Below are 26345 nucleotides of genomic sequence, written 5' to 3'. Positions count from 1 at the left end.
GGGCCGGGGGGGCGCCGCCGCAGGGGCTGGCCATGACGGCTCCCGGTACCGGCTTGCGCCTGCTCGACGGCCCCCTGCACAGCCGCGAACAGGCGCTGGCCCAGCTGCGCGGCGTGGCCGAATTCTTCCGCCGCACCGAGCCGCACAGCCCGGTGGCCTACCTGGCCGAAAAGGCCGCGCGCTGGGGAGAACAGCCGCTGCATGCCTGGTTGCGCTCGGTCATCAAGGATGACACGTCGCTGGCGCGGCTGGAGGAATTACTGGGAATCGAGAGCGAAGCAAGATAAAAGGATGAAAGAAAATTTCATTTTAGATAAATTTTTGAAATTTTCTTTCATGAGGGCATCGGCTGAAACTACTCAGCCTGCTTTTGTACGCCTGGCTGCACCAGCGAACTGGCCTTCGCAATCTGCGCCTCGACCGTCTGCACCGCCTGGCGGGTGGCCTGGGTCACCTGCTCGTAGCCCTTGAAGGCATTGTCGATCGCGGCCTTGATGATCTCGACCGCATTCTCCGAGCCGGGCTTGACGTTCTGCGTCACATCGTAGATCAGGGCCGACAGGGTGCTCTTCGCTTCCGCCACGTGGGTGTCGGCGGCCTGGCGGAATTCCTGGTGCATCTCGTCGATGATGGCTTTCAGGTTCTCGCGGTACTCCGCGGCGCCGGCCGCGCCCGGCTGCATGCGGGCATGCAGGGCGGCGATGGCGGCCTTCGGGTCGCCAGCCTTGCTCATTTCCTGACCGGCCGCGATCGAGCTTTCCATCGAGCTTTTCGCTGCCTGCATGTTCAGGGCCACTACCTGTTCCACGCCTTTCACGGTCTTGTCGGCAAGCGTATTAAAGGTCTGCATCTGCAGGTCGAACAGGGTCTTGGTGGCGTTGGCGAACTGCTCCGGACTCGTAAACATCGGTGTCTCCTTGGTATTGGAATAGATCGGATGAGCCTTGCCACCCCATTATTTCGCAAGCATGGGTTTTTCGCAACGCGCGTCCCGGTAGGGGCCACCTGACTTTTCCCAGCCCGGACCGAGCGGCGTCTGGGAACAGGCCAGGGCGCCATCGAGCTTGCTGCGCCACTGGTACCAGGGCGCCGGTCCCGCAAGCGCGGCGCCGGCGATCAGGGAGGCGATCAGGAGGGGGAGGGCGGTCTTCTTCATGACGCCTCGAGCTTAACGCGCCTGCGCGCCAAGTCAAGCACGGCCTTGCGCTTCCCACGGTGGGAAGGTGTATGCTGCGCCAGGAAACAACAGGAGGAGTGATGCAAGCAAGGACGCTGACGATCGGCGATGCCGCCCGGGCTTCCGGCGTATCGGCCAAGATGATTCGCCATTACGAAGCGATCGGCCTGCTGGCGGCCGCCCGGCGCACGGAATCAGGCTACCGTGTCTATGGCGAGGACGATGTGCACCGGCTGCGCTTCGTGCACCGTGCCCGCGCGCTCGGCTTTTCGCTCGAGCAGATCGGCACCCTGCTCGGCCTGTGGCAGGACAAGGGGCGCGCCAGCGCCGACGTGCGCGCCCTGGCGCGCAGCCACATCGATGAACTCGACCGCAGGATCGGGGAAATGCAGGCGATGCGCCGTACCCTGGCGGGCCTGGCCGCGTCCTGCCATGGCGATGCGCGTCCGGATTGCCCGATACTGGACGACCTGGCGACGCAACGCAAAACGCCGTAAGCCTTTTCCAAAGCTTACGGCGTTTTGCGGGATCCGATCGATCCTGACAGGTAGAGTTTGGTGCCCACGGAGGGACTCGAACCCCCACACCTCGCGGCACATGGACCTGAACCATGCGCGTCTACCAATTCCGCCACGTGGGCACTGATACTGCTACTGCAAAACTTCTACTACGATACTGCTTGCGGATCTACATCCAGTAGATGGTGCCCACGGAGGGACTCGAACCCCCACACCTCGCGGCACATGGACCTGAACCATGCGCGTCTACCAATTCCGCCACGTGGGCATGTGTGCTACTGACTGCTGTGCTGCTTCCTGCGATACTGCTGCGGAGACCTTCCGGTAGAGTGGTGCCCACGGAGGGACTCGAACCCCCACACCTCGCGGCACATGGACCTGAACCATGCGCGTCTACCAATTCCGCCACGTGGGCACTGAACTGCTAACTCTGCTACAATATCAGGCTTTGTCATTTTTCGCTAGATCAACTTTCGTTGTTCGCCGCGTCGAACGCGCTACCTGCTACTGCCTTCTCTCCCGCTGCAGCGAGCTGCTTGCTGAAGAGACCGAGATTATAGCGGAAGGATTGTAAAAGTCAAAGAGCCGCGGTGAGCGCCGGCAAGAAAGCCCTGCTGGCACGCTTCGCCGCAAGCGTTAGGCGAATCACGCGCCTCTCCGTTACACTACGCCTGTCAAGGTGTCAATCTTCCGGGGCGCCATGCCCTCCTTCATCAAGAGAAACAAGAAAACGATTTGAAGCAACCTACTCATACTATTCCTAGCCGCGAGGAAATCCTCGCCGTCTTTCGCAGTGCCAAGGGCCCGCTCGGCGCGGCCGACGTGGCGCGCGCACTGAAGGTCAAGCCCGCCGCCCAGGAAGTCCTGGGACGCCGGCTGAACGCGATGGAGCGCGACGGCCAGATCCGCGCCGACGCGTCCGGCACCTATATGCTGGCCGACCAGTCCGGGTTCATTACCGGCCGCGTCAGCGCGCACCGCGACGGCTACGGTTTCGTCATTCCGGACGAGGGCGGCGATGACCTGTTCCTGAACGACAAGGAAATGAACAAGGTGCTCCATGGCGACCGCGTTCGCGCGCGTGTCACCGGGCAGGACCGCCGGGGCCGCCAGGAGGGCACGATCGTCGAGGTGGTCGAGCGCGCCAACACCCACATCATCGGCCGCCTGATGAACGAGGGCGGGGTCTGGATCGTCGCGCCCGAAGACAACCGCATGAACCAGGACGTGCTGGTGGCCGGCGGGCCGGGCAAGGCCAAGGCGGGGCAGGTGGTCAGCATCGAGCTGATCGAGCAGCCTTCGCGCTTCCAGCAGCCGACCGGCAAGATCGTCGAGGTGCTGGGCGAGCTGGACGACCCGGGCATGGAAATCGAGATCGCGGTGCGCAAGTTCGGCGTGCCGCACGTGTTTTCCGCCGCCGCGCTGAAGCAGGCCAACCGCCTGCCGAACGAAGTCGTGGATGCCGACCTGGCCAACCGCGTCGACCTGCGCGACGTGCCCCTGGTGACCATCGACGGCGAGGACGCACGCGACTTCGACGATGCCGTGTATTGCGAACCGGTGAAGATCGGCCGTACGCGTGGCTACCGCCTGCTGGTGGCGATCGCCGACGTCAGCCATTACGTCAAGCCCAACGACGCCCTCGATACCGATGCGATCGAACGCAGCACCTCGGTCTACTTCCCGCGCCGCGTGATCCCGATGCTGCCGGAGAAGCTGTCCAACGGCCTGTGTTCGCTCAACCCGGCGGTGGACCGTTGCACCCTGGTGTGCGACATGGTGGTCACCCAGGACGGCGAAGTCGCGGCCTACCAGTTCTATCCGGCGGTCATGCACTCGGCCGCGCGCCTGACCTATAACGAAGTGGCCGAGATCCTTGGCAACACGAATGGTCCGGAAGCCCAGCGTCGCCTGCCCATCGTGCCGCACCTGCTGCACCTGAACGAAGTGTTCCGCGCGCTGCTGAAGGCGCGCCAGGAGCGCGGCGCGATCGACTTCGAGACCACCGAGACCTACATCGTCTGCAATGCCGTCGGCAAGATCGAGAAGATCATCCCGCGCACCCGCAACGACGCGCACCGCCTGATCGAGGAATGCATGCTGGCCGCGAACGTGTGCGCGGCCGACCTCCTGATCCGCCACAAGCATCCGGGCACCTTCCGCATCCACGCTACGCCGACCGAGGAAAAGCTGAACCAGCTGCGCACCTTCCTGAAACTGGTTGGCCTGCACCTGGGCGGCGGCGACAAGCCCAGCGCGCGCGATTATGCCGAGGTGATGCAGAAGATCAAGGAGCGCCCGGACGCCGCGCTGCTCCAGACCATGCTGCTGCGCTCGATGCAGCAGGCGGTCTACAGCCCGGACAACGTCGGCCACTTCGGCCTGGCCTACGAGGCCTATGCCCACTTCACCAGCCCGATCCGGCGCTACCCGGACCTGCTGACCCACCGCGCCATCAAGGCCATCCTGCAAGGGAAGAAGTACGAGCCGAAGGGCATCGACCTGGCGGGGCTGAACACGACGCTGTCGAACTCGGCGCGCAAGCAGGCCGCCAAGGACAAGGCGGCCGGCACCCAGAAAAATGAAAAGGACCTCACCATCTGGGACGCGCTCGGCGTGCACTGCTCGGCCAACGAGCGCCGCGCCGACGAAGCCTCGCGCGACGTCGAGAACTGGCTCAAGTGCTACTTCATGCAGGACAAGCTGGGCGAGGACTTCACCGGCACCGTCTCCGGCGTGACCCCGTTCGGCATTTTCGTCACCCTCGACCAGCTGTACGTCGAAGGCCTGGTGCACATCAGCGGCCTGGGTACCGACTACTTCCAGTACGACGAGGCGCGCCATGAGCTGCGTGGCGAGCGCGGCGGCCAGGTCTACAAGCTGACCGACAAGGTGACCGTGAAGGTCGCGCGCGTGGACCTGGAGTCGCGCAAGATCGACCTGGCGCTGGCCGATGGCGCCGAGCCGGTCCCGGCGCCGCTGGAACGGGCGCGCCAGGCGGCGGTCGAGGCGCTGGAGCCGAAGCCGCCCAAGGGCCGCAAGGCCAAGGGCGCGTCCGCGCCTTCGCGCACCATCGGCACCGCCGGCACCGCCGGCACCGCCGGCACCGCCGGCACCACTAGCGCCGAAGACGAGGAAGCAGCCGGCAGCGAGGAAGACGTGGTCTTCGTGCCGCCGCCGCGCACGGCGCGCAGGCCGGCCGCCAAGGCCACGGGCAAGCGCGCTGGCGCTGCAGGCAATGCCACAAGTAACACCGCAAACAATGCCGCCACCCAGGCGCCCGCCAAGCGTGCCGCCCGCGGCAGCAGCGCAGGCGCACCAAAAACCAAGGCGGAGGCCAAGACCCCCGCTGCCAAAACTAGCAGGAAGAAGAAGTAATCCATGAAGAACAAAATGCTTTTCGGTTTCCACGCGGTGACCTCGCGGCTGCGCCACGAGGCCCAATCGGTGGAAGAGATTTTCGTCGACGCGTCGCGCAATGACCGCCGCATGCAGGACCTGGTCGCCAACGCCAAGGAAGCGGGCGTGCGCGTGATGCCGGTCGATGCCGCGCGTCTCGACAAGATCACCGGCACCCGCCGCCACCAGGGCGTGATCGCCTTCGCCAGCCAGCTGGCCCTGGCGCGCAACCTGGACGAGCTGCTGGACGCCATCGAAGGCCCGCCGCTGCTGCTGATCCTCGACGGCATCACCGACCCGCACAACCTGGGTGCCTGCCTGCGCGTGGCCGACGGCGTCGGCGCGCACGCGGTCATCGTGCCCAAGGACCGTGCCGTCGGCCTGAACGCCACCGCCGCCAAGGTGGCCAGCGGCGCCGCCGAGACCGTCCCCTACATCACCGTCACCAACCTGGCGCGCACCATGCGCGAACTGAAGGAACGCGGCATCTGGCTGATCGGCACCTCGGACGACGCCGACAAGGGCCTGTACGAGGCCGATTTCACCGGACCGGCCGCGCTGGTGATGGGGTCGGAAGGCGAGGGCATGCGCCGCCTGACGCGCGAAACCTGCGACCTCCTGGTCAGCATCCCGATGTTCGGCTCGGTCGAGAGCCTGAACGTGTCGGTGGCCTCGGGCGTCTGCCTGTACGAGGCGCGCCGCCAGCGCATCGCGCGCGAAGGCTGATCCCCACCGGTCTTGCGTTCGCGAACGATCCCGGCGCGCGCCCGGATCGCGCCGCCCGGCCGCCATTCCTGCGGCATTCCCAGCAAAGCCGGTGGACATGCGCTACCATCTTCCCTGGCCTGCACACATCCCGATTATGTTTTCCCCATTCTCCAGGCTGCGCGACGACATCCGCAGCATCATCCAGCGCGATCCCGCCGCCCGCAACGGCTGGGAGGTCCTGACCTGCTACCCCGGCCTGCATGCGGTGATCCTGCACCGCTGGGCGCATGCCTGCTGGCAGCTGCGCCTGAAGTGGATCGGCCGCTTCATCTCCTACCTGGCGCGCATCCTCACCGGCATCGAGATCCACCCCGGCGCCACCATCGGGCGCCGGGTCTTCATCGACCACGGCTTCGGCGTGGTCATCGGCGAAACCGCCGTGGTCGGCGACGACTGCACCATCTACCAGGGCGTGACCCTGGGCGGCACCACGCTGGTGGCCGGCACCAAGCGCCATCCGACCCTGGAACGCGGGGTGATCGTCGGCGCCGGCGCCCAGGTGCTGGGCGCCTTCACGGTGGGGGAGTATGCCAAGGTCGGTTCGAACGCGGTGGTGGTCAAGCCGGTGCCGGCCGGCGCCACGGCGGTCGGCAATCCGGCCCACATCATCCGCAAGGAAGACCAGTCGCGCAGCGCCCAGCTGTTCGCCGCCTATGGTGTGACGGCAAGCGGCGACGACCCGCTGTCGAAGGCCTTGCGCGCGCTGGTGGACCACGTGGCGCGCCAGGACGAACAGATCGAGCGCCTGACCGACACCATGCGCGAGGCCGGCCTGTGCTGTCCGAAGGTGGTCGAGGGTGATAAACTCGATTCGGAACAACTGAACCGACTGGTCGACTGAGGAAGCGAATGACGATGGATGCGATGGGCGCGCAGGATACTGGCGCCATGCTGGACCCGGAAGAGATCCGCGTGCTCGCGGTGCTGGCCGAAAAAGAGGCGCTCACGCCCGACAACTACCCGCTGTCGGTAAACGCGATCGTTAACGGCTGCAACCAGCTGTCGAGCCGCGATCCGATCATGCAGTTCACCGACGAGATGGTCCAGGACACGCTGCAGCGCCTGATCGAGAAAAAGCTGGTCAGCGCGATCTCGCAGGCCGGCGCTCGGGTGCCGAAGTACGAGCACCGCATGCGCATCAAGTGGACGCTGGAGCAGGACAAGGTGGCGGTGCTGGCGGTGCTGATGCTGCGCGGCCTGCAGACCGCGGGCGAGATCCGCACCCGCACCGGCCGCCTGCACGAGTTCCGCAGCGTGGCGGAAGTCGAGGCCGTGCTGCAGTTCCTGATCGATAAATATCCGCCGCTGGTGGCGCGGCTGGACCGCGCGCCCGGCACCAAGGAGCCGCGCTACGGCCACCTGCTGGGCGGTGAACTCCCGGCCTACGAAGCGCCGGCCGCCGGCGCCACCGCCGGCGGCGGCAGCGGCGGCCGGGTCGGCCAGCTGGAACAGGAAGTCGCCACCCTGCGCGGCGAACTGGACGAACTCAAGGCGCAGTTCGAGGCGTTTCGCCAGCAGTTCCAGTAGCGGCGGTGCGCGGCCCGGTCGCGGTGGCCACGCTGCCAGCATCGGCCTGGTCCGCATACCTCAGTTCGATCACCGCGTCGTCGCTCCAGCCGGCGTTCCCGACCGGCACGTGGAAGGTCTCGCCGTTCACTTCCAGCCTGGCCGAGCGATTGCCGTCGACCAGCACGGCCTCGCGCAGTGGCCGTTCGGCGAAGAACGGGAAGTGCGCCTTCCGGCTCGCGCTCTCCCAGCGGAAATCGTCCGGGTCGCCGAAGAAGCCGCACCAGTCGGTGCGCAACAGCAGCGTGTTGATGGTCAGCACCCAGAAGGCCGGGATCTCGGCCTTGGCCATGGCGATCGTCACCTTGCATTCCAGGCGCAGGTCGCCCAGGCGGCGCCGTCCTTCCGCCAGGCCCGGGGTACGGACCTCGGGCTCGGTGCGGTAGACGCGCCGCTTGCGGTTCAGTTCCAGCTCGCTGTCGGCATCTTCGGCCGCCTCGCTGCGCGGGACGGTGAAGCGCAGGCCGGCATCGATCGCCACCGGCAGCCGGAAGCCGCCGTCGCCGACCAGGCGCGCCGCCAGCGGCTCCGCGGCCTCGTCCTTCTTGCGCGCCACCAGGCGAAAGCGCAGGCGCTCGGCGGCGGGCGCCAGCCCATGGTGGCGCTCGAAGGCATCCAGGCCGGCCAGGATCACCTTGTACTTGCGCACCTCCGGATTGCGCATCGCGTTCACGTGCACCGGTTCGAGCTCACGCGTCGGCTTCGCGCCCGCGGCGGCCACGGTATCGGCCGCCGCGGCAGCAGTGCCAGCGCTGGCAGCGCTGGCACCGCATAGCAGCAGCGCGCCGAGCATCAGCGCCACGGGACGGGCATCAAGCCTGCGCACCGCGTTCAACCTTCGTCGCGCCAGCGGCGCAGGCGGGTAGCGGCATAGAGCATCGCGACGCCGACGGCGGCGGCCACCCACACGCCCGGGCTGGCCAGGGTCGCGTACGACAGGCCCAGCAGGGTATTCGGATCCAGCCCGTATTGCTGGTTGATGACGCCGATATCGCCCTGCGACAGCCAGATCCCCGGGACCAGGCCGCCCAGGCCACGCGCCACCACTTCGCTGACGAACCAGTCGATGTCGAACACGCGGTTCGACACGTGGCCGACGATGAAGTTGAACCACTTCAGCACCACCACGGCCACCAGCGGCGTCCCGACCGCCCACAGGAAGACCTTGGAACGGGCCCAGCTCGAGACCATCAGCAGCCAGCCGACGGTCGGCAGGGCCCAGATGATGTACAGCGGCAGGAAGGCCAGCAGGTACAGGGGAGCGAGGTAGAGGTTCGGCTCCATCAGCACCGGGGCGAACAGGTTCACGCCCTTGCCGGCCGCGCTGATCATGCCCAGCACCAGCAGCACCAGGGCGGTGACCACCCCGACCGCGATCGTGATCAGCGGCGCCACCACCAGCGCGGTCAGGACTTTCGACAGCACGGTGTCGCGGTCCGACAGCGGGAGCGACTTCCAGAACAGGATGCTGCGGTCGCGGCGGTCGTCGTGCAGCGCGGCCAGGCAGTAGAAGAACACCACCACCGCCAGTACCAGGAACAGCGGCGCCGCCAGGCCCAGGTAGCCCGAGGCCGCCACATGGGCGATCTTGTAGCGCAGGTCGGCCGGAATGCCGTTGATCGCCACCACTGTGCGGCCGTCGATCTGGATCTGCTCGCTGCCGCCGAAGGCCATGGCGTACATGAAGCCGCCGCCGACCAGCACGATCATCGCCACGGCCACCGCGACCGGGGCCCAGAAGAAGGCGCCCTTGTGCTCCCAGAATTCGCGCCGGAGCAGCCATTTCATTGTTTTCATGCGTAGGTTCCTTTCATGGTTGCCACGAACAGGTCGGCAACGCTGGGATTGCGGGTCTCGCCGAGCTGGGCCAGCTGGGCGCGCGAGGCGCCGCCCGGCGCGCCCGAGTCGAACAGCATCACGGCCTTGCCGAACACGGTGCGCTTGTCGATCGGCGCCAGCGCGTTGGCCGCGCCCAGTTTCTCGGCCGGGACCATCACTTCGGTATAGCGCTCGCCGATCTCCTCCATCGAGGCGGCCAGCACGATCCTCCCCTCCCGGATGAACATCAGGTCGGTCAGGATGTGTTCGACCTCTTCCACCTGGTGGGTGGTGATCACGATGGTCTTCTGCTCGTCGAAGTAGTCTTCCAGCAGGTTCTGGTAGAACTGCTTGCGGTAGATGATGTCCAGGCCCAGCGTCGGCTCGTCGAGGACCAGCAGCTTGGCATCGATCGCCATCACCAGCGCCAGGTGCAGCTGGACGATCATGCCTTTCGACATCTCCTTGACCTTCATGCCGGGCTTGAGCTTGGTGGCGGCGATGTAGCGTTCGGCCTTCTCGCGGTTGAAGCGCGGGTGCACCCCTTCGACGAAGTCGATCGCGTCCTTTACCCGCAGCCAGCGCGGCAGGATGGCAACGTCGGCGATGAAGCAGACTTCCTTCATCAGGTCGTCGCGCTGGGTGCGCGGGTCCATGCCCAGCACCGACAGCTGGCCCTCGAAAGGAATCAGGCCAAGCGCGGCCTTCAGGGTGGTGGTCTTGCCCGAGCCGTTCGGGCCGATCAGGCCGACGATGCGTCCGGCCGGCACCTCGAAGTCGATGCCGTCGACGGCGGTGCGCTTGCCATAGCGCTTGCTCAGGCCGCGGGCGGACAGCACGGCGCTCATGCCGAAGCTCCCGGCGCCAGCTTCGGCGCGCCCGGGCCGGATGCCTGCAACAGCTGCTCCAGGTTCAGGCCGAGACGGCGGATGCGCTCGACCATGGCCGGCCACTCCTCGCGGATGAAGCGTTCGCGCTCGGTAGCCAGCAGTTTTTCGCTCGCGCCTTCGGTAACGTACATGCCTATTCCCCTTCGCTTTTCCACTAGGTTCTCGTCGACCAGTTCCTGGTAGGCCTTCGAGACGGTAATCGGATTGAGTTGATACTCGGCCGCGATCTGGCGGACCGAGGGCAGGGCGTCGCCGGCCTTCAGCAGGCCGTCGAGCATCATCCCGACCACGCGCTCCTTGAGTTGGCGGTAGATCGGTGTGTTGTCATTCCAGCCGACTGTCATGTTCAGTCCTCCCCTGGCATATTGCATTCATCATGTTTCGCTCCGTGTTGGTGCTGCATTGAGGTGGTGTTGTAGAGAAGTATAACAGTGGTATTGCAAATGTAAACATGCATATCCCACATTTCGTGCGGGCGCGCCACGGCGCCCGGCTTTGGTAGGATGGGAGACCAACAAGCGCAGGAGAAAACGATGCTGACGTGCCCGAACTGTGGCGTCTCGCCCCTGGCGCATGCGATCAGGGACCTGCAGTACACCTACAAGGAGCGTAGTACGACGATTCCGGACCTCGTCGTCGAGCATTGTGCTGGCTGTAAGGAAGTGCTGTTCGCCCAGGGCGAGCAGGAGCACTACGGCGCGCTGATCGCCGCCTTCCGCCAGCAGGTCGATGCACAGGAGCGCAAGCAGATCGGCGCATTGCGCAAGGCATTGGGCCTGACCCGGGACAGGGCAGATGCCTTATTCGGCGACGCGCCGGGCGACTTCGCGCGCTTCGAGAAGGGCGAGGCGCCGGCGCCGGCGGCGCTGCTCAAGCTGCTGCGCCTGCTGGGCAAGCATCCGGCGCTGCTGGACGAATTATAGGGGTAGGGGGCTTGCGCCCACGCTACGTGACTACGCCAGGTCGTGGCGCGTGAGCGTCCCGTCCGCCGCCAGTGCGATCCAGCCGCCGCGGCGCGGCTCGGTATCGAGTTCCCAGTCCGGCAGCACGTAGCGCAGCCGGCCCTGCGTGTCATGCAGCGCGGGCCGGTGCGTGTGCCCGTGGATGATGACGCTGGCGCCGGTCTCGGCGAACAGCGCCTCGACCGCCGCCGGGGCCACGTCCATGATCTCGTAGGCCTTGCCGGCCTGGGCTTCGCGGCTGCCTTCGCGCAGTCCGGCAATGATGGCCTTGCGCTGCGCCAGCGGCATGGCCAGGAACTGGCGCTGCCAGGCGGGGTCGCGCACCTGGGCGCGGAAGGCGAGGTAGGCGTGGTCGGCCGTGCACTGGGCGTCGCCATGCACCAGCGCGATACGACGGCCGCCGGCGCTGATCACATGGGGTTCATCCAGGCGTTGCAGCCCGGCCGCCCCGGCGAAGCCCGGCCCCACGAGGAAGTCGCGGTTGCCGGCCAGCCAGTAGACCGCCGTGCCGGCCTCGGCCACGGCGCGGAGGGCGCCGATGACCTGCTGGTGGAAAGGCTCGGCCAGGTCGTCGTCGCCGGCCCAGTATTCGAAGATGTCGCCGAGCAGGTAGAGCCGCTCGGCATGCACCGCATGCCCGGCCAGGAAACGCAGGAAAGCGTCGGCCGTGCGCGGGTGGGCGGCCTGCAGGTGCAGGTCCGAGACGAACAGCGCGAGCGTGCGCTGGGGCGGGCTTGCTGGATCGCCCCGGCGCACCGCTGGCATCAGAGGACTTCGACCTTCTCGATGATGACCGGTTCCACCGGCACGTCCGAGTGCATGCCGCTGCGGCTGGTCTTGACGGCGTTGATCTGGTCGACCACGTCCTGGCCTTCGGTCACCTTGCCGAACACGGCATAGCCCCAGCCATCCTGGCCCGGGTAGTTCAGGAAAGCGTTGTCCTTGGTGTTGATGAAGAACTGGGCCGACGCCGAGTGCGGCGCCGAGGTACGGGCCATGGCGATGGTGTACTTGTCGTTCTTCAGGCCGTTCTTGCCTTCGTTCTCGACGGTGGCGTCGGTGGCTTTCTGCTGCATGCCCGGTTCGAAGCCGCCGCCCTGGATCATGAAGTCCTTGATCACGCGGTGGAAGATGGTGTTGGCGAAGTGGCCCTTGTTGACGTAGTCGAGGAAGTTGGCAACGGTCTTCGGCGCCTTCTCGGCGTCGAGTTCGATGGTGATGTTGCCCATATTGGTGGTCATGCGTACGCTGGTCATGTGCGGTCCTGTTCCTTGTTGTTTATCGTGAGAATGTGTTGCAGCGCGAGATTGCACATCCGCTATTTTACAAGCTTGTCGCCCTTGAGGACGTTCACGGACTGGATGAAGATCGGCGTCACCGGCACGTTCTGCATGCCGCGCACGTCGTCCACCATCACGCCCTTGATCTTGTCCACCACTTCCTGCCCCCGCACGACCTTGCCGAACACGGTGTAGCCCGAGCCCTTGTAGAACGGGTAGTCGATGCCCGAGTTGTCGGCCACGTTGATGAAGAACTGGGAGGTGGCCGAATCCGGATGGTCCTCGCGCGCCATCGCCACCGTGTACGGCTGGTTCGACAGGCCGTTGTTCGATTCGTTCTTGACCGGCTTGTTGGTCTTGCGGCCCTCGAACTTCTCGTTCATGCCGCCGGCCTGGATCATGAAGCCGTCGATCACGCGGTGGAAGATCGTGCCCTTGTAGAAGCCCTGTTTCACGTACTGCATGAAGTTGGCGACCGTCTTCGGCGCCCGTTCCTCGTCCAGCTGCAGCACGATCGTGCCCATCGTGGTCTTGAGCGCGACCCGCGGGCCCTTGACGACGGGCGCGGCCGGCTGGGCCTCGGCGGCCGGTTCGGCCTGGCCTTCGGTTTGCGCCTGCGCGGCAGGCGCCAGCAGGGTCGTTGCGCCCAGGACCAGGCCCAGGCCCATGCAATGCAGCAGCGAACGGCGGAAGGAAGTGGTGGTGCTCATGGCTCTCCTCTGGTGGACCTCGCGCAAGGCGCTGTCAAGTCTTTTCCCGAAAAATAAAGCTGGGCCGTAGGCGGCCAGTCGTGATTTTATCAATGCTATACTTTGCGCAGAACGTCCCATTCTATCAAAGAAGAACAACACCAGAGGGGCCAGACGATCCCGGCGCACCCCCGCCGTGCCGATCCTCTCCCTCGCCAGACCACACCCATGAGCCAACTGAAGATTTACAACACGCTTGCGCGTGACAAGCAGGTATTCGTCCCGATGGAAGCCGGCAAGGTCGGCATGTATGTGTGCGGCATGACCGTCTACGACTACTGCCACATCGGGCACGCGCGCATGATGATGGCCTTCGATGTCATCTACCGCTGGCTCATGGCCTCGGGCTACGAGGTCAAGTATGTCCGCAACATCACGGACATCGACGACAAGATCATCCGCCGCGCCGTCGAGAACGGCGAGACCATCGGCCAGCTGGTCGCACGCAACCTGCAGTACCAGAACGAGGACATCGCGGCCCTGAACATGCTGCCGCCCACGGTCGAGCCGCGCGCCACCGACTACGTGCCGCAGATGCTGTCGATCATCGAGCAGCTCGAACGCAAGGGCCTGGCCTACCGCAGCGAGGACGGCGACGTCAATTACGCGGTGCGCGGCTTTGAAGGCTATGGCAAGCTGTCCGGCAAGTCGCTCGACGACCTGCGCGCCGGCGAGCGCGTGGACGTCAGCAGCGGCAAGCGCGATCCGCTCGACTTCGTGCTGTGGAAGGCCGCCAAGGAAACCGAGCCGAGCGAGGCCAAGTGGGAGTCGAAGTGGGGCACGGGCCGTCCGGGCTGGCATATCGAATGCTCGGCCATGTCCTGCGCCACCCTCGGCGAGCACTTCGACATCCACGGCGGCGGCGCCGACCTGCAGTTCCCGCACCACGAGAACGAGATCGCCCAGTCCGAAGGCGCCTTCGGCGGCAACATGGTCAACTACTGGATCCACAACGGCTTCGTGCGCGTGGACAACGAGAAGATGTCCAAGTCGCTGGGCAATTTCTTCACCGTGCGCGACGTGCTCAAGAAGTATGACGCCGAAGTCATCCGCTTCTTCATCCTGCGTGCCCACTACCGCAGCCCGCTGAACTATTCCGACGTCCATATCGATGACGCCAAGGGCGCGCTGACCCGGCTGTACACCGCCCTGTCCACTGTCGACATCGATGGCGTGACCCCGGAAGTGGACTGGAACGAAGCCCATGGGCTGCGCTTCCGCGAAGCGATGGATGACGACTTCAACACCCCGCTGGCGGTGGCCGAGCTGTTCGACCTGGCCGGCGAAGTCAACCGCAGCAAGTCGATCGCCGCCGCGCGCCAGCTGAAAGCCCTGGCCGGCGTGCTGGGCCTGCTCGAGCGCGCGCCGCAGTCCTTCCTGCAAGGCGGCAGCGCGCAGGGCGACGCCGGCATCGAGGATGCGATCGCGCGCCGCGCCGCCGCCAAGAAAGCCCGCGACTTCGCCGAGGCGGACGCGATCCGCGCCGAACTGACTGCCGCCGGGATCATCCTGGAAGACAAGCCGGACGGAACGACGACCTGGCGCCGCGCATAATGGGCGCCGACCAGGACAAGTCCGGCGCCGACGCCGGACCCGCGGACGAACTGTCGGTGCCGGCCTACTGGGCCGAGGCGAAAGCCGCGCTGATCGGGCGCGACCGCATCATGGCCAAGCTGATCCCGCAGTTCGGCGACCTGCACCTGCGCGGCCATCCCGACCCCTTCACCACGCTGGCGCGCTCGATCGTCGGCCAGCAGGTGACACCGAAGTCGGCTGACGCGGCCTGGGGCCGCCTGCAGGCGATCTGTCCGAAGCTCTCTCCCGGCCAGGTGATCAAGGCCGGCGCGGTCGAGCTGGCCGGCTGTGGCCTGTCCAAGCGCAAGACCGAATACATCCTCGACCTGGCCGACCATTTCAAGGCAAGGCGCGTCCATGCCGACCTGTGGTCCGAGATGGGCGACGAAGCGGTGATCGCGGAACTGGTGCAGATCCGCGGCATCAGCCGCTGGACAGCGGAGATGTTTTTGATATTTAATCTGCTCCGGCCAAACGTGCTGCCGCTCGACGACCCTGGCCTGATCCAGGGCATCAGCCAGAATTATTTTTCCGGCGAGCCAGTTTCGCGCAGCGATGCGCGCGAGGTCGCGGCCAACTGGGAACCCTGGCGCACGGTGGCGACCTGGTATCTGTGGCGCAGCCTGGATCCGCAAGCAGGACCTTGAACGGCCCCGGCGAATATCCGATATTCGCCGCGGGTACGGTAAAATGATGTCCAAACATGGCCAGAACGCGCGCAGGGATGTGTTTCATGCACGCCGCAGCCACGAAATAATCCGGAGGTACAATGACTAAAACAACTTTCCTCAATTTTGAGCAGCCGATCGCCGAGCTGGATTCCAAGATTGAAGAGCTGCGGTTCGTGCAGGACGACTCCGCTGTCGACATCTCCGAAGAGATCGACCGCCTGGCCAAGAAGAGCCAGCAGCTGACCAAGGACATCTATGCCAAGCTGACCCCGTGGCAGGTATCGCAGATCGCGCGCCACCCGCAGCGCCCGTACACGATGGATTACGTGAACGCGATCTTCACCGACTTCCACGAACTGCACGGCGACCGCAGCTTCGCCGACGACCAGTCGATCATCGGCGGCCTGGCCCGCTTCAATGGCCAGGCCTGCATGGTCATCGGCCACCAGAAGGGCCGCGACACCAAGGAGCGCGCCGCGCGCAACTTCGGCATGCCGCGTCCGGAAGGCTACCGCAAGGCCATGCGCCTGATGAAGCTGGCGGAGAAATTCGGCCTGCCGATCTTCACCTTCGTCGACACCCCGGGCGCCTTCCCCGGCATCGACGCCGAGGAGCGCGGCCAGTCGGAAGCGATCGGCCACAACCTGTACGTCATGGCCGAGCTGAAAGTGCCCCTGATCGCCACCATCATCGGTGAAGGCGGCTCCGGCGGCGCACTGGCGATCGCCGTGGGCGACGCGGTGCTGATGCTGCAATACTCGACCTATTCGGTGATTTCCCCGGAAGGCTGCGCCTCGATCCTGTGGAAGACCTCGGAGCGCGCCAGCGACGCGGCCGACGCCCTGGGCCTGACCGCGCATCGCCTGAAGGCGATGGGCCTGATCGACAAGATCGTCAACGAACCGCTGGGCGGCGCGCACCGCGATCCGGCGCAGATGGCCCAGCTGCTCAAGCGCGCGCTGGCCGATACCCTGCGCCAGTTCCAGGGCGTCAAGACCAAGGACCTGCTCGAAGCCCGTCACGCAAAGCTGATGAGCTACGGCAAGTTCAAGGAAACCCTGCCGCAAGAAGAGTGAGTTCTCCCCGCGCCGGCAGCGTGCCGGCCGTGTTTGCGCAGGCCATGGCCGGCCTGCGCGAAACGTATTCCCCCAGCGCGATTGCCCTTGCCTGCAGCGGCGGCCTCGATTCGATGGCCCTGCTGTCGCTGGCGCACGCCTGGAGCGCGCAGCACGGCATCCCCCTGCATGCCTTCCACATCCACCACGGGCTCAGTCCGAACGCCGACGCCTGGCTGGCCCATTGCGCGCACGCCTGCGCCGCGCGCGGCATCGCGTTCGACCACCGCCGCGTCGAGGTCGCACGGGGCAAGGATGGCCTGGAGTCGGCGGCGCGCAAGGCGCGCTACCGGGCCCTGGGCGAGCTGTGCCTGGCCCATAGCGCGCCGCTGCTGCTGACCGCCCACCACCTGGACGACCAGGCCGAGACCATCCTGCTGCAACTGCTGCGCGGCTCCGGTCCTGCCGGCCTGTCGGGCATGGATGCGGCCAACCGCGCGCCCGGCCTGCTGGGCAGCGCCGAACTGGTGATGGCGCGCCCCTTGCTTTCGGTCGCGCGCAGCCAGCTGGAAGCCTATGCGGCCGAAGCTGGCCTGGCCTGGGTCGAGGACGAATCGAACAGCGATCCACGCTTTGCGCGCAATGCCCTGCGCCATGGCGTGATGCCGGCGCTGGCGGCCAGCTTCCCCGGCTACCAGCAGCGCCTGGCGCGTGGCGCCGCCCACGTGCAGGCAGCCCAGCGCATCCTCGACGAGGTGGCGGCGCAGGACCTGGCGGCTTGCCTTGACGGCGACGCGCTGGACCTGGCGCGCGCCCGCCGCCTCAGCCCCGAGCGGATCGACAACCTGCTGCGCCACCTGTTCGCCGTGCGCGGCCTGGCGATGCCCTCGATGGCCTGGCTGGCCGAAATGACGTCGCAGCTGTTCTCGGCGCGCGAGGATGCGCAGTTGAAGGTGACGCATCCGGCCTGCGACATTCGGCGCCACCGCGGCAAACTCCGCATCACGCCCAGGCTGCCCGAACTGGCCGGCATGCGCGACCCGGACGACGAAGGCGTGCTGATCAAGGAAGGGCAGGGCTTTCGCTGGAACGGCGAGGACAGCCTGGCCTTTCCCGCCTACGGCGGTGTGCTGCGTTTCGAGCGGGCCCTTGATGGCATCGGCCTCGATCCGGCCTGGCTGCGCAGCCGGCCGCTCACCATCGATTTCCGCCAGGGCGGCGAGCGTCTCAAGCCCGCGCCCAACCGGCCCACCCGTGGCCTGAAGGCGCATTACCAGGCGCTGGGCGTGCCGGCCTGGGAGCGCGAGCGCGCCCCGCTGGTCTGGGCCGGGCAGGAACTCCTGTTCGCCGCCGGCATCGGCATGGATTGCCGTCATATGGGGGCAGGGCAGGCGGACCAGGAGCAAGGGCAGCGCATCGTCCTGCGCTGGCTCCCGGATTGACAAAGTTTCTATACGAAAACAGTATTACTTTATTTTCTTTTCGTATAGCTTTTTCTCTTCCCTCGGCTTGTTATAGTGCGCTGCAGCATGCTAGAGTAAAGGTCCTCTCTTGATCTATCAACAGGTTGGAACCTCGCTGCTATGGCTTTAATTGTCCACAAATACGGCGGTACGTCGATGGGCTCGACGGACCGTATCAAGAATGTCGCGGCCCGTGTGGCCAAGTGGCATGATGCCGGCCACCAGATCGTGGTGGTGCCTTCCGCGATGTCCGGCGAGACCAATCGCCTGATCGCACTGGCCAAGGAAATCATGCCGCAACCGGACCCGCGCGAACTGGACATGATCGCCTCGACCGGCGAGCAGGTGTCGGTCGGCCTGCTGGCGATGGCGCTACTCGCGATCGGCAAGGACGCGGTGTCGTATACCGGCTGGCAGGCGGGCATCCGCACCGACTCCTCGTTCACCAAGGCGCGCATACAGTCGATCGACGACACCCGCGTGCGCGGCGACCTGGAAGCCGGCAAGATCGTGATCATCACCGGTTTCCAGGGGATGGATGAAGACGGCAACATCTCGACCCTGGGCCGTGGCGGTTCGGATACGTCGGCAGTGGCCATCGCTGCCGCGCTGCAGGCCGACGAGTGCCTGATCTACACTGACGTCGACGGCGTGTATACGACCGATCCGCGCGTGGTGCACGAGGCGCGGCGCCTGTCCAAGATCACCTTCGAGGAAATGCTCGAGCTCGCATCGCTGGGCTCGAAGGTGCTGCAGACCCGTTCGGTCGAGTTTGCCGGTAACTACCAGGTCCCGACGCGCGTGTTGTCGTCGCTGACCGATCCCCTGATGCCGCTGGACGAAGAAGCGAAGTCCGGCACCCTGATTTCGTTTGAGGAAGAAAGCAATATGGAACAAGCTGTCATCTCCGGTATCGCCTTCAATCGCGATGAAGCCAAGATCACCGTCCTGGGCGTGCCGGACAAGCCGGGCGTCGCCTTCCACATCCTCGGTCCCATCGCGGATGCGAATATCGAAGTGGACATGATCATCCAGAACCAGTCGGTGGACGGCAAGACCGACTTCACCTTCACCGTCTCGCGCAACGAGTATGCCAAGGCGATGGCGGTGCTGGAAGCCCAGCGCGAGGAGCTGGGTGCGACCAAGGTGCTGGGCGACGCCAAGGTGTCGAAGGTCTCGGCGGTGGGCGTTGGCATGCGCAGCCACGTGGGCGTGGCCTCGCAGATGTTCCGCACCCTGTCGGAAGAGGGCATCAACATCATGATGATCTCGACCTCCGAGATCAAGATTTCCGTTCTCATCGACGAGAAATACATGGAACTCGCGGTGCGCGCCTTGCACAAGGCTTTTAACCTCGAGCAAGCTTAACAATTTTCAAAATTTTAGGGCGTGCGTCCTTGACGCAACGAACACCAGCCCTTAAGATGCGTGCACTCAGCGCTGACTGGCAAGCCGGTTGGCCCTGATGGGAGACGTGGCCGAGTGGCCGAAGGCACTTCCCTGCTAAGGAAGCATACGGCTTATACCCGTATCGTGGGTTCGAATCCCACCGTCTCCGCCAAGTTTCAAAGAAAAAAGCTACCGCAAGGTAGCTTTTTTCTTTTCTGCGCTTGCCCCTTGGAATGCGCAATGCGCTCATCAAGCGGTTCCCAGCCGGTAACATCGCGCACCGTGAACAATCCTCATTCCTGGCGCGACAATTAAGCGAACACAGCGCCGTTAAGCGAACCCAGCAGCAGCGTCGAATCCTTGTTGGTCACCTGAACGCGATGGATGCCTGGCTGGCTCGACACGTCGAAGGTCGCTCTTTACCGGGATCGACGACAGCGCCACATCTTGGCAGTTGCCTCATATGTGCGCGGTCGTGCGAGCGGCGCGATCAGCACTGTAATACGCATTGGACGGGGCGAGAGGCTGTCCGAACAGCCTGCACTGCAATAGGTGTCTCGCCTGCACGCCATCGCGTACAAAAACTGTCGACATCTATCTTCCATCATGTACTCGATGTTTCCTATTGGCAACATTCTCTTCGATATTGTGTTGAGACAAAATACAAAGCTCTGTCGCATGCGAAGGAAGCTTCAAATACAAACAATTTCCATACGGAAATTACGTTGTCGTCATACAACATAGAATGAGATAAATCAGCTTGCTCGTAGGAACATTCCTACATGGCGCTACAATGGCGTCAAAGCCGTCAAATTGCGTTTAACAAATCATCTAAGTGCATGTTGATTGCCGGCGCAGGCAAGACGGGATGAAATAGCACCACGCAATCAACGCAATTAATAAACGTAATTCAGCATTAGAAAAGAAGAGAACCGAGGGTTTATATAAAACCACTTTTAACAATACTGATCGAGACGAGTTTCAATCATCCTGCATTGAACCGCCGCAGCGCTAACCAGTCATTTCGCTGGCATCCGGATTCCCATCCTCACGCATGTGCAGTCCACACTGCCCGTTTGCTTTTTGGACGCCCTGGGTAGGCACGCAGAAATGCGCAGTAGGCAACAGCGGCATCCAAAGTTCGTTCACCGTGAGTGAACTCGGCAGGCTGGCATGCACGACATGATTGTAGATTGTCACGGCAGGCGAAACGTTTCATTTTCCAGCCCGGCACTTTCCTGTCGCGCGCTTCGCACGCGAATGAATACAGGGGCACAGTTACAGCGAACCCGACATCCACCTCCGTTCCAATCACCCTTCACCCTTTTTCCATCCCAGCGCTCAGCACTACTTCAGACAATGGCTTCTTTCGCGATCACGCATCTCCACACCCCCTTCCTGCCAAAAAAACTTGCGCTACTGACTGCCGCAGCCTGCGCCGCCGCGCTGCTGACCGGCTGCGGCACGGTCCAGGTGCAGCCTCTGGACGAGGCCACCGTACAGCGGCAGGCGGCCGCCGACCGCCAGGCGGCGCGCGCCAACGTGCCGCCGATCGCCGGCAAGCTGACGATGGACGAGGCGATCGCGCGCGCCCTCAAGTACAACCTGGACCGCCGCACCCGCCTGATGGAAGAAGCCCTGGCCATGCGCCAGTTCGACAGCGCCAGCCTCGACATGCTGCCGCGCCTGGTCGCGAATGCCGGCTACACGACCCGCGACCAGGACCTGATCACGCGCAGCGTCGACTCGGTGACCGGCCTGCCGTCGCTGGCCAATCCCTACATCTCGTCCGAACGCAGCCACGCCGCCTACGACCTGGGCCTGAGCTGGAACGTGCTCGACTTCGGGATGTCTTACCTGAATGCGAAGCAGGGCGCCGACCGGGTGCTGGTCGCCGCCGAGCGCCGCCGCAAGGCCCTGCACGTGCTGGTCGCCGACGTGCGCAGCGCCTTCTGGCGCACCGTGAGCGCGCAAAAGCTGCGCGACGACGTGCGTCGCACCATCACCCTGGCCGAAGCGGCCCTGGACGATGCGCGCAAGGTCGAGAACGAGCGCCTGCGCTCGCCCGTGGACACGCTGCGTTACCAGCGCCAGCTGCTGGAAAACCTGCGCCTGCTGGAAAGCATCGAGCAGGAACTGGCCAGCGGCAAGGTCGAGCTGGCCAGCCTGGTCAATGCTCCGCTGGGCGAGGACATCGATGTGGCCGAACCGGAAGGCGGCGCCTCGCCGGCCCTGCTCGAGATCCCGGTGGCGCGCATGGAAGAGCTGGCCGTGAGCCAGAACGGCGAACTGCGCGAGCAGTTCCTGAATGCCCGCATCGCAGTCGAGGAAACCCGCAAGACCATGCTGCGCATGTTCCCGAACCTTGCCTTCAACTACGACCTGCGCTACGACACCGACAAGTACCTGATCAACAACCACTGGAGCAGCGCCGGCCTGCAGCTGTCGTGGAACGTGCTGAACCTGTTCACCGCGCCGACCCAGAAGCGCCTGGCGGAAGCCGGCGTGCAGCTGGCCGACCAGCGCCGCATGGCGACCCAGATGACCGTGCTGACCCAGGTACACCTGGCGCGCCTGCAGTACCAGATCGCCTACCGCCAGTTCGTGCGCGCCGATCAGATCTGGCAGGCCGATGCCAAGATCGCCGAGCACGTGAAGAACCGCCAGGAAGTCGAAGCGCAGAGCAGGCTGGAACTGGTGGCCAACAACACCACCGCGATCCTCTCGCTGCTGCGCCGCTACCAGTCGCTGGCCCAGCTGCAGGGCGCGGCCGGCAAGATGCAGGCGACCATGGGCATGGAACCGCGCCTGGCCGGCGCCGATACGCTGCCGCTGGACCAGATCACGCGCGCCGTCGGCGAGGCGATGCGTGGCTGGGACAAGGGCCTGGTCGCGCCGGCCGCGCAATGAGGCAGCCCATGAAAGCGTTGACCCTGATCGCGGCCCTGGCCGCGGCATGCAGTGCCGCCCAGGCGGCCGCTGTTCCCCCACCGCCACCGCCGGCCCCCGTGCGGGCTGTTGTTCAGCCGGCGCCGGCCGTGGCCCGTCCCGCCCTGGAAAAGCAGGACATCCGCGCCCAGCTGTCGCCGCGCCGTTTCACCACCATCGCCGCCGAGATCGGCGCCAAGGTCAACCGGGTCGCGGTGGCGGAGGGCGGCGCCTTCCGCGCCGGCCAGGTGCTCGTTGCCTTCGACTGCTCGCTGCAGAAGGCGCAGCTGCAAAAAGCGAAAGCGGTGCTCGGCGCGGCCGAGCGTACCTATGGCGCCAACAAGCGACTGGAAGAACTGCGCTCGGTCGGCAAGGTCGAGCTGGAAGCATCCGAGGCCGAAGTCGGCAAGGCCAGGGCCGAGGTCGCGGCGACCAGCGTGCTCCTGTCCAAGTGCGCGGTCAGCGCGCCCTTCTCGGGCAGGGTGGCGGAGCAGAAGGTGCGCGAGCAGCAGTATGTGCAGCCCGGCCAGGCCCTGCTCGAAATCATCGACGACTCGGTGCTGGAGCTGGAATTCCTGGTGCCTTCGCGCTGGCTGGCCTGGGTCAAGCCCGGCTATGCCTTCCAGGTACGCATCGATGAAACCGGCAAGAGCTATCCCGCCAAGGTGCAGCGCATCGGCGCCCGGGTCGATCCGGTGAGCCAGTCTGTCAAGCTGTCGGCCACGATCGATGGCCGCTTCCCCGAGCTGATCGCCGGCATGAGCGGCCGCGTCTCCCTGGTCCCGCCCGCGGGTCAGTAAAAAATACAAAACAGGTCATCCAAGCCCGTATGAAATCCTTCTCCCTTCCCCTGCAGAACGATGTTGCACAACCCGACGCCCCGGCGCCAGCACAACGTCGTGCGCTGAACCGGCGCGGCCCGGCCCCGCTGGCGCTCGAACCGCGCGTGATGTTCGATGGCGCCACGGCCGATGCCGCCGTGGCAGCCGCGAAGACCGTCGCGGCCGAGGTGCCGACCGCCATGGCCGCCGAGCGCAGCGATGCGCTCGAGGCCTATGTGGCACCCGCCGTCCAGGCGGCGGCACAAGGACGCCAGGAAATCATCTTCGTCGAAGACAATATCTCCGATCTGGGAGCATTACTGCGGGCCGTGCCCGCCGGTGTGGAGATCGTGGTGCTGGACCATACGCGCGACGGCCTGCAACAGATGATCGCGGCCCTTGATGGCCGCGCCCCGGTCGATGCGATCCACCTGGTGACCCACGGCCGCGCGGGACAGATCGAACTGGGCACCAGTGTGCTCGACAGTGCCGGCCTGGACCGGTATGCCGCGGCGCTCGGCGAGCTGGGCGGGAAGCTGAGCGCCGATGGCGACCTGCTGTTCTATGGCTGCGACCTGGCCGCCAGCGCCGACGGCCAGGACCTGGTCGAACGCATCGGCCAGCTGACCGGTGCCGACGTCGCCGCATCGACCGACCGTACCGGCTCCAGCGGCTATGGCAACTGGATCCTGGAGGCGCGCAGCGGGGCGGTGGAAGCGGCGCCGATGGAACTCGACCGGGCCGGCTGGACCGGTGAGCTCGATACATCGACGACGTACAACGCGAACTGGCTGCCGCTGAGCTTCAACAATACGACGGCGGTCATCGGCACGGGTGTGAACAATGGCGATGTGGTGCGCTTCAATAACGTCATCACGCTGAATGGACAGGTGGTCGACGCGGTGGTGACGACAACGATTTCCGGAACCACCATCAGCAGCTACGACTCGCTCAGTAATCCCTCGTCGAATGGCGGCTACTTCCAACCCAACCTGAACACGACCGCCGTGGGGGGCAATGCCACGTTCACGATTTCCTTCTACAAGGGGGGAAGTTATACGGGCGCGGGCACCGGTACCGCGGTGACGCTGCAGAACGTGGTCGTCAATTCCTACGATATCGATAGCCTGGGTAGCGGCGCCGACCGCCAGTTCCAGAGCTTCAAGGGCTTTGCACGCTACGAACTCGCGAAAAGTACCTTCCTGGTGCCCAGTGTGCAAGCCGACGGTACGGTTACCTTCCTGTACACGACGAACAATCCGCAGAACAATCCATCTTCGTCGTTCGCGGCCGACGCCTACCGCGTGCGGGTCTACTACGATTCGATGAGCACCTTCGAGGTGAATGCGGGTGTCGCCGGCGCCAAGGCCCAGGCCTACTTCGCCTTCGACTTCAGCGTGGGCCCGTCCTGGACAGGCGAGACCACCGTCACCGGGAACCCCGCGCCCATCCTCAGCTACAGCACAATCAACTTCGCCGAAGCCGCAGCCAACGATGGCGCGATCGTGACGACGTCGACCATCACCCTGTCGAATGGCACCTTTACCGGTACCAACGGGCAGTCCCTGCCAGGCGTCGGCTTTTCCAATCTTCCCGCCGGGCTGAGCGCGCAGCTCATTCGCACCAGCGACACCACCGCGGTGCTGAGCTTCACGGGCAACGCCACCGCGCATGCGAATGCGAACGATATCAGCAACCTGGGCATCAGCTTCGGCAACACCGCCTTCACCAGCGGCAATGCCGGCGCCGTGACCGGGGCCAGCCGTTTCGACCTGACGATCGATTTCGCTGATCCGCCAGCGGATGCGAGCGCCCCCGTCGTGGCCGCCGGCCAGGTCTTCAGCTATGCCGAGAACCGCGCGGATGGCACGCTGCTCGGTACCGTCAGCGCAAGCGACAACGTGGGCGTCACCGGTTTCCGCTTCGGCGCGACCGGTACGACCACCAGCGCCGATGGGTATTTCAGTATCGGCAACGATGGCAAGGTTCGCCTGACGACCACCGGCGCCGCCGCGAACGCGGCCAGCAACGACTACGAAAACGGTGCGAACAGCTTCACCCATGGGGTGCAGGCGCGTGATGCGGCCGGCAACTGGTCGGCGGCCGTCAACCTGGTTCTCAGCGTCACCAACATCGACGAACAGGCGCCGCTGTTCACCTCGGGCACGACGGCCAGTGTCGTCGAGGGCCAGGCTGTGCTGTATACGGCCAGCGCGAACGACAACCTTGACTTCACCGACAAGGTGGTCAGCTACGCCATCAAGCCGGGAGCGGGCGATGCCAACCTGCTGGCGATCCATACCGGCACCGGGGTCGTGCGCCTGGCGAGCGGCAACCTCGATGCCGGCGCCAAATCCAGCTACACGTTCACGGTCGTTGCGCAGGACGCGACGGGGAATCTGCGCGAACAGGCGGTGACAGTTGCGGTCACCTACTCGAACGGGGCACCGGTCGCTGGTGCAGCCAGTATCACGATTGCCGAGGACAACATCCATACCGGCGCGCTGCCGGCCGCCAGCGATCCCGATGGGGACCCGGTGAGCTACGCGCTCGCCACTGGCGCGCAGCACGGAAGCGTGCAGCTCGTCGCGGACGGCTCCTACACCTATACGCCTGCTGCCAACTACCATGGCACCGACAGCTTCACCTACACCGTCAGCGACGGCAAGGGCGCCAGCAATACCTACACCGTCAACATTACCGTCACGCCGGTGAACGATGCGCCGGTGGCCGGCGGTACGAGCATCAGCACAGCCGAAGATACCGCGCGCACTGGCAGCTTGCCTGTAGCAAGCGACGCCGACGGCGACACGGTCACCTATGCCAAGGCAAGCGATCCTGCGCATGGCACGGTGAGCATCGACAGCGACGGGAAATACACCTACACGCCCGACGCGAACTACCATGGCACCGACAGCTTTAGCTACACTGTCAGCGATGGCAAGGGCGGCAGCAACACCTATACCGTCAACGTCACTGTCACGCCGGTGAACGACCTGCCCGTGGCTGGTAACACGAGCTTCACGACCGCTGAAGATACGGTCAAGTCTGGCAGACTGCCGGCGGCAAGCGATGCCGACGGCGACACGGTCACCTACGCCAAGGCGAGCGATCCTGCGCATGGCGCGGTGACCATTGCGAGCGACGGGACCTACGCGTACACGCCGGCAGCGAACTACCATGGCACCGACAGTTTCACCTACACCGTCAGCGACGGCCAGGGCGGCAGCAACACCTATACGGTCAACGTCACTGTCACGCCGGTGAACGACCTGCCGGTGGCTGGCAATACGAACATCACGACCGCCGAAGATAC

At 65.1% G+C, this 26345-nt stretch carries 23 protein-coding genes, 4 tRNA genes and 1 pseudogene; 16 read left to right on the top strand and 12 right to left on the bottom strand.

All coding sequences use genetic code 11. From position 1 onward, the window contains the following. Positions 1–287, top strand: a pseudogene (locus LCI23_RS06420) (type VI secretion system protein TssA); the annotation flags it as partial. 68 nt (positions 288–355) lie between these two features. On the opposite strand, the gene phaP reads toward LCI23_RS06420, so the two are convergent. Both phaP and LCI23_RS06410 read right to left on the bottom strand, forming a co-directional pair. Further along, on the bottom strand, positions 356–907 hold the full coding sequence (gene phaP / locus LCI23_RS06415) for a TIGR01841 family phasin (protein ID WP_224945491.1): 552 nt from the start codon (positions 905–907) through the stop codon (positions 356–358). A gap of 48 nt (positions 908–955) precedes the next feature. Further along, positions 956–1156, bottom strand: coding sequence for a hypothetical protein (locus tag LCI23_RS06410; RefSeq protein ID WP_224945489.1), 201 nt, complete (start codon positions 1154–1156; stop codon positions 956–958). A gap of 101 nt (positions 1157–1257) precedes the next feature. Here LCI23_RS06410 and cueR point away from each other — a divergent pair, with 101 nt between their 5' ends. After that, entirely contained in the window at positions 1258–1674 is a 417-nt protein-coding gene (cueR, locus tag LCI23_RS06405; RefSeq protein ID WP_307727710.1) for a Cu(I)-responsive transcriptional regulator, read from the top strand. Between the two features lie 58 nt (positions 1675–1732). Here cueR and LCI23_RS06400 read toward each other — a convergent pair. From LCI23_RS06400 to LCI23_RS06390, 3 genes are all read right to left on the bottom strand, one after another. Next, positions 1733–1817 (bottom strand) — tRNA-Leu (locus LCI23_RS06400). A 61-nt stretch (positions 1818–1878) separates the two neighbouring features. Then, a tRNA-Leu gene (locus LCI23_RS06395) sits at positions 1879–1963 on the bottom strand. Between the two features lie 62 nt (positions 1964–2025). After that, a tRNA-Leu gene (locus LCI23_RS06390) sits at positions 2026–2110 on the bottom strand. Positions 2111–2430: 320 nt separating this feature from the next. On the opposite strand from LCI23_RS06390, the gene rnr reads away from it, so the two are divergent. The 4 genes from rnr (at position 2431) to LCI23_RS06370 (ending at position 7389) form a co-directional block, all read left to right on the top strand. Beyond that, positions 2431–5073 (top strand): ribonuclease R, encoded by a 2643-nt coding sequence (gene rnr / locus LCI23_RS06385; RefSeq protein ID WP_224945487.1) that lies wholly within the window; start codon positions 2431–2433, stop codon positions 5071–5073. A gap of 3 nt (positions 5074–5076) precedes the next feature. After that, positions 5077–5820, top strand: coding sequence for a 23S rRNA (guanosine(2251)-2'-O)-methyltransferase RlmB (gene rlmB / locus LCI23_RS06380; RefSeq protein ID WP_224945485.1), 744 nt, complete (start codon positions 5077–5079; stop codon positions 5818–5820). Between the two features lie 136 nt (positions 5821–5956). Further along, positions 5957–6703 carry a serine O-acetyltransferase gene (cysE, locus tag LCI23_RS06375; RefSeq protein WP_224945483.1) on the top strand — a complete coding sequence of 249 codons (747 nt, stop codon included), beginning with the start codon at positions 5957–5959 and terminating at the stop codon, positions 6701–6703. Between the two features lie 8 nt (positions 6704–6711). Beyond that, entirely contained in the window at positions 6712–7389 is a 678-nt protein-coding gene (locus LCI23_RS06370) for a YceH family protein (protein WP_224945481.1), read from the top strand. Here the strand turns inward: LCI23_RS06370 and LCI23_RS06365 are convergent. The 4 genes from LCI23_RS06365 to LCI23_RS06350 are packed head-to-tail and all read right to left on the bottom strand — an operon-like array spanning position 7349 to position 10480. Beyond that, positions 7349–8254: a hypothetical protein gene (locus LCI23_RS06365; protein ID WP_224945479.1), complete on the bottom strand. Its 906-nt coding sequence runs from the start codon at positions 8252–8254 to the stop codon at positions 7349–7351. The two genes, LCI23_RS06370 and LCI23_RS06365, sit on opposite strands and share 41 nt — an antisense overlap. A gap of 5 nt (positions 8255–8259) precedes the next feature. Next, positions 8260–9225, bottom strand: coding sequence for a hypothetical protein (locus LCI23_RS06360; RefSeq protein ID WP_224945477.1), 966 nt, complete (start codon positions 9223–9225; stop codon positions 8260–8262). Continuing rightward, entirely contained in the window at positions 9222–10094 is an 873-nt protein-coding gene (locus tag LCI23_RS06355) for an ABC transporter ATP-binding protein (protein WP_224945475.1), read from the bottom strand. The genes LCI23_RS06360 and LCI23_RS06355 overlap by 4 nt, the downstream gene beginning before the upstream one ends. Continuing rightward, on the bottom strand, positions 10091–10480 hold the full coding sequence (locus LCI23_RS06350) for a GntR family transcriptional regulator (protein WP_224945473.1): 390 nt from the start codon (positions 10478–10480) through the stop codon (positions 10091–10093). Before LCI23_RS06350 ends, LCI23_RS06355 begins: the two co-directional genes overlap by 4 nt. A gap of 189 nt (positions 10481–10669) precedes the next feature. Here LCI23_RS06350 and LCI23_RS06345 point away from each other — a divergent pair, with 189 nt between their 5' ends. Further along, positions 10670–11059 (top strand): type II TA system antitoxin MqsA family protein, encoded by a 390-nt coding sequence (locus LCI23_RS06345; protein WP_224945464.1) that lies wholly within the window; start codon positions 10670–10672, stop codon positions 11057–11059. 30 nt (positions 11060–11089) lie between these two features. Here LCI23_RS06345 and LCI23_RS06340 read toward each other — a convergent pair whose 3' ends face one another. The 3 genes from LCI23_RS06340 to LCI23_RS06330 form a co-directional block, all read right to left on the bottom strand. Next, positions 11090–11863, bottom strand: coding sequence for a UDP-2,3-diacylglucosamine diphosphatase (locus LCI23_RS06340; protein WP_224945463.1), 774 nt, complete (start codon positions 11861–11863; stop codon positions 11090–11092). Continuing rightward, positions 11863–12354: a peptidylprolyl isomerase gene (locus LCI23_RS06335; protein WP_224945461.1), complete on the bottom strand. Its 492-nt coding sequence runs from the start codon at positions 12352–12354 to the stop codon at positions 11863–11865. Before LCI23_RS06335 ends, LCI23_RS06340 begins: the two co-directional genes overlap by 1 nt. Positions 12355–12416: 62 nt before the next feature. After that, a complete protein-coding gene (locus LCI23_RS06330) occupies positions 12417–13088 on the bottom strand; it encodes a peptidylprolyl isomerase (RefSeq protein WP_224945459.1) in 672 nt (223 codons plus the stop codon). A gap of 207 nt (positions 13089–13295) precedes the next feature. Between LCI23_RS06330 and cysS the strand changes: the two genes are divergently transcribed. The 9 genes from cysS to LCI23_RS06285 form a co-directional block, all read left to right on the top strand. Continuing rightward, complete coding sequence (gene cysS, locus LCI23_RS06325; RefSeq protein ID WP_224945457.1) at positions 13296–14681, top strand: cysteine--tRNA ligase; 1386 nt, start codon at positions 13296–13298, stop codon at positions 14679–14681. Next, positions 14681–15349: a DNA-3-methyladenine glycosylase gene (locus tag LCI23_RS06320; RefSeq protein WP_224945454.1), complete on the top strand. Its 669-nt coding sequence runs from the start codon at positions 14681–14683 to the stop codon at positions 15347–15349. Before cysS ends, LCI23_RS06320 begins: the two co-directional genes overlap by 1 nt. 122 nt (positions 15350–15471) lie before the next feature. Beyond that, a complete protein-coding gene (locus tag LCI23_RS06315) occupies positions 15472–16449 on the top strand; it encodes an acetyl-CoA carboxylase carboxyltransferase subunit alpha (protein WP_224945453.1) in 978 nt (325 codons plus the stop codon). Next, positions 16446–17870 (top strand): tRNA lysidine(34) synthetase TilS, encoded by a 1425-nt coding sequence (gene tilS, locus LCI23_RS06310; protein ID WP_374041149.1) that lies wholly within the window; start codon positions 16446–16448, stop codon positions 17868–17870. The genes LCI23_RS06315 and tilS overlap by 4 nt, the downstream gene beginning before the upstream one ends. A 141-nt stretch (positions 17871–18011) precedes the next feature. Beyond that, entirely contained in the window at positions 18012–19259 is a 1248-nt protein-coding gene (locus tag LCI23_RS06305) for an aspartate kinase (RefSeq protein ID WP_224945452.1), read from the top strand. A gap of 100 nt (positions 19260–19359) precedes the next feature. Beyond that, positions 19360–19452, top strand: a tRNA-Ser gene (locus LCI23_RS06300). A gap of 1187 nt (positions 19453–20639) precedes the next feature. Then, on the top strand, positions 20640–22190 hold the full coding sequence (locus tag LCI23_RS06295; RefSeq protein ID WP_224945451.1) for a TolC family protein: 1551 nt from the start codon (positions 20640–20642) through the stop codon (positions 22188–22190). An 8-nt stretch (positions 22191–22198) separates the two neighbouring features. Next, the gene (locus tag LCI23_RS06290) at positions 22199–23008 is read left to right on the top strand and encodes an efflux RND transporter periplasmic adaptor subunit (protein WP_224945446.1); all 810 of its coding nucleotides are present in this window, start codon (positions 22199–22201) and stop codon (positions 23006–23008) included. A gap of 29 nt (positions 23009–23037) precedes the next feature. Further along, positions 23038–26345: tandem-95 repeat protein (locus LCI23_RS06285; RefSeq protein WP_224945444.1), on the top strand; the 3308-nt coding region annotated here is incomplete at its 3' end.

This window comes from Massilia sp. MS-15 (genome assembly GCF_020176695.1).
GTDB lineage: Bacteria > Pseudomonadota > Gammaproteobacteria > Burkholderiales > Burkholderiaceae_D > Telluria > Telluria hydrophila.
Note: the sequence above shows the minus strand (reverse complement) of the source record. Positions and strands in the feature narration are given on the sequence as shown.

Bases quoted from the DNA above. Each gene is read 5' to 3' on its own strand.
- LCI23_RS06360 (WP_224945477.1), bottom strand. From the start codon at position 9,225: ATGAAAACAATGAAATGGCTGCTCCGGCGCGAATTCTGGGAGCACAAG.
- cysE (WP_224945483.1), top strand. From the start codon at position 5,957: ATGTTTTCCCCATTCTCCAGGCTGCGCGACGACATCCGCAGCATCATC.
- cueR (WP_307727710.1), top strand. From the start codon at position 1,258: ATGCAAGCAAGGACGCTGACGATCGGCGATGCCGCCCGGGCTTCCGGC.
- LCI23_RS06330 (WP_224945459.1), bottom strand. From the start codon at position 13,088: ATGAGCACCACCACTTCCTTCCGCCGTTCGCTGCTGCATTGCATGGGC.
- LCI23_RS06345 (WP_224945464.1), top strand. From the start codon at position 10,670: ATGCTGACGTGCCCGAACTGTGGCGTCTCGCCCCTGGCGCATGCGATC.
- LCI23_RS06340 (WP_224945463.1), bottom strand. From the start codon at position 11,863: ATGCCAGCGGTGCGCCGGGGCGATCCAGCAAGCCCGCCCCAGCGCACG.
- cysS (WP_224945457.1), top strand. From the start codon at position 13,296: ATGAGCCAACTGAAGATTTACAACACGCTTGCGCGTGACAAGCAGGTA.
- LCI23_RS06290 (WP_224945446.1), top strand. From the start codon at position 22,199: ATGAAAGCGTTGACCCTGATCGCGGCCCTGGCCGCGGCATGCAGTGCC.
- LCI23_RS06305 (WP_224945452.1), top strand. From the start codon at position 18,012: ATGGCTTTAATTGTCCACAAATACGGCGGTACGTCGATGGGCTCGACG.
- LCI23_RS06295 (WP_224945451.1), top strand. From the start codon at position 20,640: ATGGCTTCTTTCGCGATCACGCATCTCCACACCCCCTTCCTGCCAAAA.
- rlmB (WP_224945485.1), top strand. From the start codon at position 5,077: ATGAAGAACAAAATGCTTTTCGGTTTCCACGCGGTGACCTCGCGGCTG.
- LCI23_RS06350 (WP_224945473.1), bottom strand. From the start codon at position 10,480: ATGACAGTCGGCTGGAATGACAACACACCGATCTACCGCCAACTCAAG.
- LCI23_RS06320 (WP_224945454.1), top strand. From the start codon at position 14,681: ATGGGCGCCGACCAGGACAAGTCCGGCGCCGACGCCGGACCCGCGGAC.
- LCI23_RS06335 (WP_224945461.1), bottom strand. From the start codon at position 12,354: ATGACCAGCGTACGCATGACCACCAATATGGGCAACATCACCATCGAA.
- LCI23_RS06370 (WP_224945481.1), top strand. From the start codon at position 6,712: ATGACGATGGATGCGATGGGCGCGCAGGATACTGGCGCCATGCTGGAC.
- LCI23_RS06315 (WP_224945453.1), top strand. From the start codon at position 15,472: ATGACTAAAACAACTTTCCTCAATTTTGAGCAGCCGATCGCCGAGCTG.
- LCI23_RS06355 (WP_224945475.1), bottom strand. From the start codon at position 10,094: ATGAGCGCCGTGCTGTCCGCCCGCGGCCTGAGCAAGCGCTATGGCAAG.
- phaP (WP_224945491.1), bottom strand. From the start codon at position 907: ATGTTTACGAGTCCGGAGCAGTTCGCCAACGCCACCAAGACCCTGTTC.
- LCI23_RS06410 (WP_224945489.1), bottom strand. From the start codon at position 1,156: ATGAAGAAGACCGCCCTCCCCCTCCTGATCGCCTCCCTGATCGCCGGC.